Origin of the sequence: Pseudomonas sp. LF-5 (assembly GCF_037626295.1) — a bacterium.
Taxonomy (GTDB): Bacteria; Pseudomonadota; Gammaproteobacteria; order Pseudomonadales; family Pseudomonadaceae; genus Aquipseudomonas; species Aquipseudomonas monsensis.
Genome location: NZ_JARKMT010000011.1, coordinates 1 through 12,133 on the forward strand (window position 1 = coordinate 1; position 12,133 = coordinate 12,133).

General features: G+C 59.2%; 12 protein-coding genes, 1 tRNA gene and 1 rRNA gene. 12 read left to right on the plus strand and 2 right to left on the minus strand.

All coding sequences use genetic code 11. The annotated features are described in order from the left end of the window. Both rrf and PseuLF5_RS23570 read left to right on the plus strand, forming a co-directional pair. Positions 1–111 (plus strand): 5S ribosomal RNA (gene rrf, locus PseuLF5_RS23565); the annotation flags it as partial. A gap of 515 nt (positions 112–626) precedes the next feature. Next, positions 627–983, plus strand: a complete 357-nt coding sequence (locus PseuLF5_RS23570) for a DUF7079 family protein (RefSeq protein WP_340134826.1) — start codon at positions 627–629, stop codon at positions 981–983. Positions 984–1,097: 114 nt separating this feature from the next. Here PseuLF5_RS23570 and PseuLF5_RS23575 read toward each other — a convergent pair. Then, a tRNA-Leu gene (locus tag PseuLF5_RS23575) sits at positions 1,098–1,182 on the minus strand. 108 nt (positions 1,183–1,290) lie between these two features. Between PseuLF5_RS23575 and queA the strand changes: the two genes are divergently transcribed. From queA to PseuLF5_RS23605, 6 genes are all read left to right on the plus strand, one after another. Further along, entirely contained in the window at positions 1,291–2,340 is a 1,050-nt protein-coding gene (gene queA, locus PseuLF5_RS23580) for a tRNA preQ1(34) S-adenosylmethionine ribosyltransferase-isomerase QueA (protein WP_340134827.1), read from the plus strand. 14 nt (positions 2,341–2,354) lie between these two features. Beyond that, on the plus strand, positions 2,355–3,470 hold the full coding sequence (gene tgt / locus PseuLF5_RS23585; RefSeq protein ID WP_161794909.1) for a tRNA guanosine(34) transglycosylase Tgt: 1,116 nt from the start codon (positions 2,355–2,357) through the stop codon (positions 3,468–3,470). A gap of 43 nt (positions 3,471–3,513) precedes the next feature. Continuing rightward, complete coding sequence (gene yajC, locus PseuLF5_RS23590; RefSeq protein ID WP_222834343.1) at positions 3,514–3,852, plus strand: preprotein translocase subunit YajC; 339 nt, start codon at positions 3,514–3,516, stop codon at positions 3,850–3,852. A 65-nt stretch (positions 3,853–3,917) separates the two neighbouring features. Further along, the gene (secD, locus tag PseuLF5_RS23595) at positions 3,918–5,786 is read left to right on the plus strand and encodes a protein translocase subunit SecD (protein ID WP_123466019.1); all 1,869 of its coding nucleotides are present in this window, start codon (positions 3,918–3,920) and stop codon (positions 5,784–5,786) included. Positions 5,787–5,795: 9 nt separating this feature from the next. Then, a complete protein-coding gene (gene secF / locus PseuLF5_RS23600) occupies positions 5,796–6,710 on the plus strand; it encodes a protein translocase subunit SecF (RefSeq protein ID WP_123466021.1) in 915 nt (304 codons plus the stop codon). A gap of 122 nt (positions 6,711–6,832) precedes the next feature. Then, positions 6,833–7,381, plus strand: a complete 549-nt coding sequence (locus PseuLF5_RS23605; RefSeq protein ID WP_007916907.1) for a glycine zipper 2TM domain-containing protein — start codon at positions 6,833–6,835, stop codon at positions 7,379–7,381. A gap of 159 nt (positions 7,382–7,540) precedes the next feature. Here the strand turns inward: PseuLF5_RS23605 and suhB are convergent, their stop codons facing one another. Next, entirely contained in the window at positions 7,541–8,359 is an 819-nt protein-coding gene (suhB, locus tag PseuLF5_RS23610; RefSeq protein WP_016773320.1) for a type III secretion system regulator SuhB, read from the minus strand. Between the two features lie 145 nt (positions 8,360–8,504). On the opposite strand from suhB, the gene trmJ reads away from it, so the two are divergent. The 4 genes from trmJ (at position 8,505) to PseuLF5_RS23630 (ending at position 12,046) form a co-directional block, all read left to right on the plus strand. Next, positions 8,505–9,275, plus strand: coding sequence for a tRNA (cytosine(32)/uridine(32)-2'-O)-methyltransferase TrmJ (gene trmJ / locus PseuLF5_RS23615; protein ID WP_123466023.1), 771 nt, complete (start codon positions 8,505–8,507; stop codon positions 9,273–9,275). 3 nt (positions 9,276–9,278) lie between these two features. Further along, entirely contained in the window at positions 9,279–10,055 is a 777-nt protein-coding gene (gene cysE / locus PseuLF5_RS23620; protein WP_025109222.1) for a serine O-acetyltransferase, read from the plus strand. A gap of 237 nt (positions 10,056–10,292) precedes the next feature. Continuing rightward, positions 10,293–10,784, plus strand: a complete 492-nt coding sequence (gene iscR, locus PseuLF5_RS23625; RefSeq protein WP_003227911.1) for a Fe-S cluster assembly transcriptional regulator IscR — start codon at positions 10,293–10,295, stop codon at positions 10,782–10,784. Between the two features lie 47 nt (positions 10,785–10,831). Then, positions 10,832–12,046 carry an IscS subfamily cysteine desulfurase gene (locus PseuLF5_RS23630; protein WP_123466025.1) on the plus strand — a complete coding sequence of 405 codons (1,215 nt, stop codon included), beginning with the start codon at positions 10,832–10,834 and terminating at the stop codon, positions 12,044–12,046. The last annotated feature ends 87 nt before the right edge of the window (positions 12,047–12,133 follow it).

Below are 12,133 nucleotides of genomic sequence, written 5' to 3' on the forward strand. Positions count from 1 at the left end.
CGACCATAGAGCGTTGGAACCACCTGATCCCATCCCGAACTCAGAAGTGAAACGATGCATCGCCGATGGTAGTGTGGGGTTTCCCCATGTGAGAGTAGGTCATCGTCAAGATTAAATTCCGAAACCCCAATTGCGAAAGCAGTTGGGGTTTTGTTTTGCCCTCGAAAAAAGCATTCTGAGGTCCATGGTGACCATGGGGTCAGCCATACGTTAGCCGATCGCTTTGTAACCCGCCTGGGGCTTATCCCACATCCTCAGCAGTGCGACCCCTCGTCAACGAAGTCGATCACTGGCACCTCGACCTTATCGGCATGTAAGCGATTCTGGAAGCTGTCGGTCGGGATGATGCCAAGTTCACGAAAGGCACAAAGAAAATGGTGATCATGGGAAAGCTTGGCGTTCTCGTGGTCGCTGCCCTGGCGATTTGATAACAAACCTAAAGGGGGCGGCTCGGCAAGGCATCATCGTGGGAGAGAGAGGGCTCTGGAGGCATCCTGGCCGGTGCAGGCGGTCCTGGCGCTCGTCTCTGCGCAATTGCAGTGGCCTTGGTGCGATCAGTCGTCGGGCGGGGCTGTGGGAGGACTGCTGGCGGACTCGCTAGATGAAGTGCTGGAGGAGATTTCGCGTTGGGACATTTTCTGACTGAACCACAACTGACAAATGTCAGAGCCGCACTGTCCGAACCGTTCAACCATTTTCCCACTGATTACGATTACATCGCACGTCAGCTCAAAGGCGTCGATCCAGCGGTGCTCTACGAGATTTTTTATTCAGATGTCGCGCCAGTGTGCTTTACAAACATTGCGGCGGCTTTGCCCACTGTCTGGACGGGTTTTGACCCTGATTGGCTCAGGATCGAAATAGAGGAAAGGTGCGCGGCGCGGCAGCGTAGATGGTCACGCAGGCAGTTCGACAAGTTGCAGGTTCGTTGGCTGAAATACAACTACGACTACATGTGGGAAGAGATCGCCAGCAGACTTTGAGCTTGTGTTTGGAGCATTGGAATTCTCGCTTGAGCGGGTGGCCGTCGAATGAACAGCGGGCACTTTCCGACAGACGAAAAAAAAGGCCTTGCTAAGCAAGACCTTTCTTGATTTTGGTGCCCCGAGGGAGACTCGAACTCCCACTCCTTTCGAAAACGGATTTTGAATCCGCCGCGTCTACCAATTCCGCCATCAGGGCTCAATGGCGGCGAAGTATAGAGAGGTGATTACCGTTGGTCAATCACGTTTCATGGTCAATTTTCGATATTTCCGCTAGACTTTCCGGCCCTGCTAGACGAACCCCATCATGCGCGTTGCTGACTTTACCTTCGAGCTTCCTGATTCGCTGATCGCCCGCCACCCTTTGGCCGAGCGTCGCGGTAGTCGCCTGTTGACCCTTGATGGTGTCAGCGGCGCCCTCGCACACCGTCAATTCACTGATTTGCTTGAGCATTTGCGCTCGGGCGATTTGATGGTGTTCAACAATACCCGGGTGATTCCGGCGCGGCTGTTCGGGCAGAAAGCGTCCGGCGGCAAGCTGGAAATCCTCATCGAGCGGGTGCTCGATTCGCATCGCGTGCTGGCCCATGTGCGCTCCAGCAAGTCGCCGAAGCCGGGTTCGAAGATCCTTATCGACGGCGGTGGCGAAGCCGAGATGCTTGCGCGTCACGACGCGTTGTTCGAGCTGGGCTTCGATGAAGAAGTCTTGCCGCTGCTCGACCGTGTCGGGCACATGCCGTTGCCTCCCTATATAGACCGCCCGGACGAAGGCTCCGATCGCGAGCGCTATCAGACCGTGTACGCCCAGCGTCTCGGTGCGGTGGCGGCGCCGACGGCGGGGCTGCATTTCGATCAGCCGCTGATGGAGGCGATTGCCGCCAAGGGCGTCGAGACCGCGTTCGTCACGCTGCACGTCGGCGCGGGTACGTTCCAGCCGGTGCGCGTCGACAAAATCGAAGATCACCACATGCACAGCGAGTGGCTGGAAGTCGGCCAGGATGTGGTCGATGCCGTAGCCGCCTGCCGTGCACGCGGTGGTCGGGTGATTGCCGTGGGCACTACCAGCGTGCGTTCGCTGGAAAGTGCCGCGCGCGATGGTGTGCTCAAGCCGTTTAGTGGCGACACCGATATCTTTATCTACCCGGGCCGGCCGTTCCATGTGGTCGATGCGCTGGTCACCAATTTCCATTTGCCCGAATCCACGCTGTTGATGCTGGTTTCGGCGTTCGCCGGTTATCCCGAAACCATGGCCGCCTATAAGGCCGCCGTCGACAACGGGTACCGCTTTTTCAGCTACGGTGATGCGATGTTCATCACCCGTAATCCCGCGCCGCGCGGCCCTGAGGAAACAGTATGAGTCGCACCTGTCGTATGTCGTTCGAGCTGCTTGCCACCGATGGCAAGGCCCGTCGTGGTCGTCTGACCTTCCCCCGTGGCACCGTCGAGACCCCGGCCTTCATGCCGGTGGGCACGTATGGCACGGTCAAGGGCATGTTGCCGCGTGACATCGTGGCCACCGGCGCGGAAATCATTCTGGGCAACACCTTCCACCTGTGGCTGCGCCCGGGCACCGAGGTGATCAAAGAGCACGGCGACCTGCACGACTTCATGCAGTGGAAAGGCCCGATTCTCACCGACTCCGGCGGCTTCCAGGTGTTCAGCCTGGGCGCGATGCGCAAGATCAAGGAGGAAGGCGTGACCTTCGCCTCGCCGGTCGATGGCTCGAAAGTGTTCATGGGCCCGGAAGAGTCGATGCAGGTGCAGCGCGATCTCGGTTCCGACATCGTGATGATCTTCGACGAATGCACGCCGTACCCGGCTGACGAAGACGTCGCCCGTGTATCCATGGAACTGTCGCTGCGTTGGGCTCAGCGCTCGAAAAACGCGCATGGCGACAACACCGCGGCGCTGTTCGGTATCGTTCAGGGCGGCATGCACCAGGATCTGCGCATGCGCTCGCTGGAAGGCCTCGACAAGATCGGCTTCGATGGCCTGGCCATCGGCGGTCTGTCGGTGGGCGAGCCGAAGCACGAGATGATCAAGGTGCTGGATTATCTGCCGGGCATGATGCCGGCTGACAAACCTCGTTACCTTATGGGCGTTGGCAAACCGGAAGATCTGGTTGAGGGTGTGCGCCGCGGTGTGGACATGTTCGATTGCGTGATGCCAACCCGTAATGCCCGCAATGGGCATCTGTTCATTGATACAGGCGTGCTGAAGATCCGTAACGCGTTCCATCGCCATGATGATTCGCCGCTGGATCCGACCTGCGATTGCTATACCTGCCAGAACTTCTCCCGCGCTTATCTGCATCACCTGGACAAGTGCGGCGAAATGCTCGGCAGCATGCTCAATACCATCCATAACTTGCGCCATTATCAGGTGCTGATGGCTGGTTTGCGCGAGGCTATTCAACAGGGTACATTGGCCGCCTTTGTCGATGCCTTCTACGCCAAACGCGGGCTCCCCGTTCCGCCTTTGGACTGAGTTTTCTGACCCCAAGATTCAACATTTGCAACTGGAGTGCTAAATGAGCTTTTTTATCTCTAACGCCATGGCTGACGCAGCTGCACCGGCTGCTGCAGCCCCAATGGGTGGCGGCTTCGAGTGGATTTTCCTGGTCGGCTTCCTGGTCATCTTCTACCTGATGATCTGGCGTCCACAGGCCAAGCGCGCCAAAGAGCAGAAGAACCTGCTGAGCAGCCTGCAGAAAGGCGACGAAGTTGTGACCACTGGCGGCATCGCCGGCAAGATCACCAAAGTGGCCGATGACTTCGTGGTTCTGGAAGTTTCCGACACCGTGGAAATGAAGTTCCAGAAGGGCGCCATCGCTGCCACGCTGCCAAAAGGCACGCTGAAAGCGATCTAAAGGTAACAACTTCTACTCAATCGACGGGGCGCGCAAGGCGCCCCGCGTTCATAACGGGCGGCGTGATGCTGAACAAATATCCTCTGTGGAAATACATTCTGATCCTGGCGTTGCTGGCGATCGGTCTGATTTATTCCGCTCCCAATCTTTACCCCGATGATCCGGCCATTCAGATCAGCGGTGCCAGCACGGCCCTGCAGGTCAATCAGGCCGATCTGGATCGCGTAAGCACCGCGCTCAAAGAGTCCGGGATCAACGTCAAGGCTGCCACACTGGCGGCGGGCGGCAAGGGCGGTCTGATCCGTCTGACCAAGGCTGAAGATCAGCTGCCGGCCAAAGACGTTGTGCGCAAGGCATTGGGTGATGACTACGTCGTCGCGCTGAACCTGGCACAAACCACCCCGCAATGGCTGCGCAATCTGGGCGCGCACCCGATGAAGCTGGGTCTGGACTTGTCCGGTGGTGTGCACTTCCTGCTGGAAGTGGACATGGACAAAGCCCTCGACGCACGCCTGAAAGTCTACGAAGGCGACGTCAAGAGCCTGCTGCGCAAAGAGAAGTTGCGCTATCGCAGCCTGCCGCAACTGGGCGGTGCCATTCAGCTGGGCTTCAGCGATGAAGACTCCCGCGAACAGGCCCGTGCACTGATCCGCAAGAACTTCAACGATTTCGACATTGTTCCGGCCGACCTCAACGGTCAACCGGTGCTGCGTCTGGCGATGACCCCGGCCAAGCTGGCGGAAATCCGTGAATACTCCATCAAGCAGAACCTGACCACGGTACGTAACCGCGTCAACGAACTGGGTGTTGCCGAACCGATCGTCCAGCGTCAGGGCGCCAACCGCATTGTGGTTGAGCTGCCGGGCGTGCAGGACACTGCCGAAGCCAAGCGTATCCTCGGCAAGACGGCCAACCTCGAGTTCCGTCTGGCGGCTGAGCCAGGTGCTTCGAAAGCCACTTCCGAAACCTTCGAGTTCCGTGAAGGCAATCGTCCACCGGCACAGATCGAGCGTGGCCTGATCATCACCGGTGACCAGGTGACTGACGCCAAGGCCGGTTTCGGCGAGCACGGCACTCCGGAAGTGAACATCCGTCTGGATGGTCACGGTGGCGAGCTGATGAGCCGCGCGACCCGCTCCAACGTCGGTCGCAGCATGGCGGTGATCTTCATCGAACAGCGTCCGGTCACCACTTACACCAAGCAGGTTGTGGGCGGCGTCGAGAAAGACGTGCCGGTACAGACCTTCAAGGAAGAGAAGAAGATCATCAGCCTGGCGACCATTCAGTCGCCGCTGGGTGCGCAGTTCCGTATCACTGGCCTGAACGGCCAGGGCGAATCGTCCGAACTGGCACTGCTGCTGCGTGCCGGTGGTCTGGCCGCGCCGATGTACTTCGCTGAAGAGCGCACAATCGGTCCGAGCCTGGGTGCTGACAACATCACCAAGGGTATTGATGCATCGCTGTGGGGCATGCTGTTCGTCTCGCTGTTCATCATCGCCATCTACCGCTTCTTCGGTGTGATCGCCACCGTGGCACTGGCGGTGAACATGGTCCTGCTGCTGGCGCTGATGTCGCTGCTGGGGGCAACGCTGACCCTGCCGGGTATCGCCGGTATCGTCTTGACCATGGGTATGGCGGTCGACGCCAACGTGCTGATCTTCTCGCGGATCCGTGAAGAGATCGCCGCCGGCATGACCGTGCAGCGTGCAATCAACGAAGGCTTCGGCCGGGCATTCACCGCGATTCTCGACGCCAACCTGACCACTCTGCTGGTCGGCGGCATCCTCTTCGCCATGGGCACCGGCCCGGTGAAGGGTTTCGCAGTGACCATGTCCCTCGGGATCTTTACCTCGATGTTCACGGCCATCATGGTGACCCGCGCGATGGTCAACCTGATCTTCGGCGGTCGTGACTTCAAGAAGTTGTGGATTTAAGGGGCTGCCATGTTACGTACAATCAACTTCATGGGCGTTCGCAACTTCGCGTTCGGCGTCACAGTGTTTCTCACGTTGCTGGCTATTTTCAGCGTCTTCCACAAGGGCATGAACTGGGGCCTGGACTTCACCGGCGGTACGCTCATCGAGCTGACCTACGAGCGTCCGGCGGATGTCACCAAGGTGCGCGAGCAACTGGTGGCTTCCGGTTACCACGAAGCCGTGGTGCAGAACTTCGGTGCAACCACCGACCTGCTGGTGCGCATGCCGGGTGAAGACCCGCAGCTGGGCCATCAAGTCGCGGACGCGCTGCAGAAAGTCGGCGGCGACAACCCGGCAACGGTCAAGCGCGTCGAGTTCGTCGGTCCGCAGGTCGGTGAAGAGCTGCGCGACCAGGGCGGCCTCGGCATGCTGCTGGCGCTCGGCGGCATCCTGATCTACCTGGCTTTCCGCTTTCAGTGGAAGTTCGCGGTCGGCGCCATCGTTTCGCTGATCCACGACGTGATCGTGACCGTGGGTATCCTGTCGTTCTTCCAGATCACCTTCGACCTGACGGTGCTGGCGGCAGTGCTGGCGATCATCGGTTACTCGCTGAACGACACCATCGTCGTGTTCGACCGGGTTCGTGAGAACTTCCGCGTGTTGCGCAAGGCTTCGCTGATCGAGAACATCAACATCTCGACCACCCAGACCCTGTTGCGCACCATGGCGACGTCGATCTCCACGTTGCTGGCGATCGCGGCGCTGCTGTTCTTCGGTGGCGACAACCTGTTCGGCTTCTCCATCGCCCTGTTCATCGGTGTGCTGGCGGGTACTTACTCCTCGATCTACATCGCGAACGTGGTGCTGATCTGGCTGAACCTGACCACTGAAGACCTGATTCCACCGGCCAACACCGAAAAGGAAGTCGACGACCGTCCATAACGGCCATCGCTTTTTTCCAGCTGTCAGCCAAAAAAGGCGCGAGTTGAACTCGCGCCTTTTTTTATGCTCCAAGGCTGGGAGAAGCGCGGGCGCGTCCCGCATGTGATGGTCAGGAGGTTCATGTGAACAAGTCGTTGCTGGTTGGTGCGGTATTGGGTGCTGTCGGTGTGACTGCCGGGGGTGCTGTTGCCACCTACAGCCTGGTTAAAAGCGGCCCTGAGTATGCGCAAGTGTTGGCCGTTGAGCCGGTCAAAACACAGATCAAGACTCCACGTGAAGTGTGCAAGGACGTGACAGTGACTCGTCAGGCACCGGTAAAAGATCAGCACCAGATTGCCGGTACCGTTGTGGGTGCGCTGGCAGGTGGTTTGCTGGGCAATCAGATTGGCGGCGGCACCGGCAAGAAGATTGCCACGGTAGCGGGTGCGGTCGGTGGCGGTTATGCGGGTAACAAGGTGCAGGAAGGCATGCAGGAGCGTGACACCTACACCACCACGCAAACCCGCTGCAACACGGTCAATGACATCAGTGACAAGGTCGTCGGCTACGACGTGCGTTACTCGCTCGATGGCAAGGAAGGTAAAGTGCGGATGGATCGTGATCCGGGCAATCAGATTCCGGTCGACAAGGAAGGCAAGTTGATTCTGTCGCAGAATGAGCCGGCTCAGTAAGGGCCGACAGTTTTAAAAAGAAGCACCCTGCGGGGTGCTTTTTTTGTGCCCGCCATTTAGGCCGCGCAACAAATCCCCTGTAGGAGTGGTGTGGTAGAGGTCGAATTCCAGGCATAAAAAAAGCACCCCGAAGGGTGCTTTTTGCGTTTCGCGGGAAGCTTAGCGCTTCAGCGAAGCCGGCAGGTGCGGCTGGATCGCCGTCAGGACGGCCTTGAAGCATTTGGTGTTGCCGGCAACGATGTGGCCTTTTTCAAGGAAGTCGTGACCGCCGGTGAAGTCGCTCACCAGGCCGCCGGCTTCCTGAATCAGCAGGGCGCCTGCAGCCATGTCCCACTCGGACAGGCCCGATTCCCAGAACGCATCGAAACGACCGGCGGCCACGTAGGCCAGGTCCAGGCTGGCGGAACCGGCGCGGCGGATGCCGGCAGTCTGGCCAACCAGGGCGCGGAACATGCCCAGGTAGTTGTCGAGGTTGTCCATCTGGTCGTCACGGAACGGGAAGCCAGTGCCCAGCAGTGCACCGTCGAGGCTGGTACGACCGCTGACGCGCAGACGACGACCGTTCAGTTGAGCGCCGCGACCACGGCTGGCAGTGAATTCTTCCTGGCGAACCGGGTCCAGAACAACAGCGTGTTCCAGGCGGCCACGGTATTTACAGGCAATGCTGACAGCGAAGTGAGGAATGCCGCGCAGGAAGTTGGTGGTGCCGTCCAGCGGATCAATGATCCACAGGTACTCTTCGCCTTCGATGCCGGTACCGGCGTGCAGACCAGTCTCTTCACCCTGGATCGAGTGATTCGGGTAAGCCTTGCGCAGGGCATCAATGATTTTTTGTTCGGCGGCGCGATCGACCTCGGATACATAATCCTTGGCGTCTTTTTCGTCGACCTTGATGGTATCCAGGCGCTCGATGGAGCGGAAGATCAGTTCACTGGCGCTGCGGGCGGCGCGCAGCGCGATATTCAGCATGGGCTGCATGGATGTGTCACCTAAGGTTGTTAAAGAAAGCCGCGCATTCTATCAGAACTTTTCTTCAGGTGAAGGACGCTGTTCGCTTTCATAGCTTAACGGTAGGCTGTTCTGTAAGATTTGCACCCCTTTCCCGTGTCCGAGAGCGCCTCCCTTGCTGCAGAACATTCGTGTCGTCCTGGTCAACACCAGCCACCCCGGCAACATCGGCGGGGCCGCGCGCGCCATGAAAAACATGGGTCTGTCGCGGCTGGTACTGGTCGAGCCGCGGGTATTTCCGCATCACGAAGCCGATGCTCGAGCTTCGGGTGCCGGTGACATCCTTGAAAACGCGCAAGTCGTCGCCACCCTGGAAGACGCCTTGGTCGGCTGCAATCTGGTGCTTGGCACCAGCGCCCGTGACCGGCGCATTCCCTGGCCACTGCTCGATCCACGCGAATGCGGCAGCAAAGTGGTCGAGGAAGCCGGGCAGGGCGCGCAAATCGCCCTGGTGTTCGGTCGTGAAGATTCCGGCCTGACCAATGAAGAGCTGCAGCGATGTCACTTTCACGTGCACATCCCCTCCGATCCAGAGTTCAGTTCGCTGAACCTCGGGGCAGCGGTGCAGGTGTTGAGCTATGAAGTGCGCATGGCCTGGCTGGCGGCACAAGGTCAGCCGAGCAAGATCGAGAAAGAAGAAGTGGCTTCGGTGAAAAGTGCCGAGCTGGCGACTATGGATGAGCTGGAGCGCTTTTATGAGCATCTGCAGCAGACGCTGGTCGCCATCGAATTCCTCGATCCGGAAAAGCCCCGGCACTTGATGGCGCGCCTGCGCCGGTTGTACGGACGCAGCTCGGTCAGTCGGGCGGAAATGAATATTTTGCGTGGCATCCTCACGGAAACCCAGAAGGCGGCCCGTGGTGAGCTTCTTAAGCGGAAGGACTAAATGATGTTTGAGCGTTTGCGTGAAGATATCCAGAGCGTATTCCATCGAGACCCGGCGGCGCGTAACGCTTTTGAAGTCCTGACCTGCTACCCCGGCATGCATGCGATCTGGATTCACCGGTTGGCCGGCATGCTGTGGCGCAACGAGCTGAAATGGCTGGCGCGGCTGGTGTCGAACTTCGGTCGCTGGTTGACCGGCATCGAGATTCATCCGGGGGCCAAGGTCGGGCGTCGCTTCTTCATCGACCATGGTATGGGCATCGTCATTGGTGAAACCGCCGAGATCGGTGACGACGTGACCATTTATCAGGGCGTGACCCTCGGTGGCACCAGTTGGAACAAGGGCAAGCGCCACCCGACTCTGGGTGACGGTGTTGTTGTCGGCGCCGGGGCCAAGGTGCTGGGGCCGTTCACGGTCGGTGCTGGCGCCAAGGTCGGTTCCAATGCGGTGGTGACCAAAGAAGTGCCGCCGGGCGCGACTGTGGTCGGCATTCCGGGACGAATCATCGTCAAGTCGGACGAGGAGCAGGACGCCAAGCGCAAGGCCATGGCCGAGAAGATCGGTTTCGATGCCTACGGTGTCAGCGAAGACATGCCCGACCCGGTGGCACGTGCCATCGGTCAGTTGCTCGATCACCTGCAAGCGGTGGACGGACGGCTGGAAGGGATGTGCGGCGCGCTGAAGGATCTGGGCAGCAATTACTGTGCGAAAGATTTGCCTGAGTTGCGTGAAGAAGACTTCGCCTGCGTGAAGGGCAAGGATCAGAGTCAGGCCAGCTAAACCGCAGCGCTGCCATCGCGAGCAGGCTTGCTTCTGCATTTCAAAAGCGTTCCCCTGTCGGGGGAGTCTGCTCGCGATGAGCGTCACGCGGTACTGCTGGCTGTACGCCGCCAGCCTTTGCTATGATGCGCGCGCTCTTTTGCGGGTAAACCCGACTAAAGCACTAGGTCTTATAGTTGACTTAAATGCTCGGGAATTGCATACTCCCGCCCATTCCGAACTCCGTGGTAACTGTCCATGCGACTGACTACAAAAGGCCGATACGCCGTGACTGCCATGCTTGACCTGGCGTTGCACGCGCAGCACGGGCCCGTGTCCCTGGCCGATATCTCCGAGCGCCAAGGCATCTCCCTGTCCTATCTCGAACAGCTGTTCGCCAAGCTGCGCCGCAGTAACCTGGTTTCCAGTGTTCGCGGTCCAGGCGGTGGCTATCAGTTGTCCCGCGACATGCAGGGCATCCAGGTCGCTCAGGTGATCGATGCGGTGAACGAATCGGTCGATGCGACCAAATGCCAGGGCCAGGGCGATTGCCATTCCGGCGACACCTGCCTGACCCACCATCTGTGGTGCGACCTGAGCCTGCAGATTCACGAATTTCTGAGCGGTATCAGCTTGGCTGACCTTGTGACTCGCCGTGAGGTGCAAGAAGTAGCCCAGCGTCAGGACCAGCGCCGTTGCAACAGCAAGGCGCCACGCCTGGACAAGATTGAAGCGTCCGCCGTCGAATGACAGCCGAAGAGCTAGCGGCACGCCAGCCCTGATTTAGGAGATAGTCCATGAAATTGCCGATTTACCTTGATTACTCTGCGACCACCCCGGTTGATCCGCGTGTTGCGCAAAAAATGAGTGAGTGCCTGCTGGTCGACGGAAACTTCGGTAACCCGGCGTCCCGTTCCCACGTGTTTGGCTGGAAAGCTGAAGAGTCGGTCGAAAACGCCCGTCGTCAGGTGGCTGATCTGGTCAACGCCGACCCGCGCGAAATCGTCTGGACTTCCGGTGCCACCGAATCCGATAACCTGGCAATCAAGGGTGCGGCACATTTCTACGCCTCCAAGGGCAAGCACCTGATCACCTCCAAGATCGAGCACAAGGCTGTCCTCGACACCATGCGCCAGCTGGAGCGTGAAGGTTTCGAAGTGACGTACCTCGAGCCGACTGAAGACGGTCTGATCACCCCGGCGATGATCGAAGCCGAACTGCGCGACGACACCATTCTGGTGTCGGTGATGCACGTGAACAACGAAATCGGCACCATCAACGACATCGCCGCCATCGGCGAGATGCTGCGTTCGAAAGGCATCCTGTTCCACGTCGACGCCGCTCAGTCCACTGGCAAGGTCGAAATCGACCTGCAGAAACTGAAAGTCGACATGATGTCGTTCTCCGCCCACAAGACTTATGGCCCTAAAGGCATCGGCGCGCTGTACGTCAGCCGCAAGCCGCGTGTGCGCATCGAAGCGACCATGCACGGCGGCGGTCACGAGCGCGGCATGCGCTCCGGCACCCTGGCGACCCACCAGATCGTCGGCATGGGCGAAGCGTTCCGTGTGGCCAAGGAAGACATGGTTGCCGAAAACGTTCGTATCAAAGCGTTGAGCGACCGCTTCTACAAGCAGGTCGAGCATCTTGAAGAGCTGTACGTCAACGGCAGCCTGACCGCCCGCGTTCCGCACAACCTGAACCTGAGCTTCAACTACGTTGAAGGCGAGTCGCTGATCATGGCGCTCAAGGATCTGGCGGTATCGTCCGGTTCGGCGTGCACCTCGGCGTCGCTGGAGCCTTCGTATGTACTGCGCGCTCTGGGCCGCAACGACGAACTGGCACACAGCTCGATCCGCTTCACCTTCGGCCGTTTCACCACCGAAGAAGAAATCGACTACGCCGCGCAGAAAGTCTGCGAGGCCGTTACCAAGCTGCGCGCTCTGTCGCCGCTGTGGGACATGTACAAAGACGGCGTCGATATCTCGAAGATCGAGTGGGCGGCACACTAAATATAGAAGCCGCCGGATACAGATCCTGTAGCGACGCGGCGATTACGCAGCGCAGTTGCAGGGCCTGAAGAGCGGCCCTGATGAGTG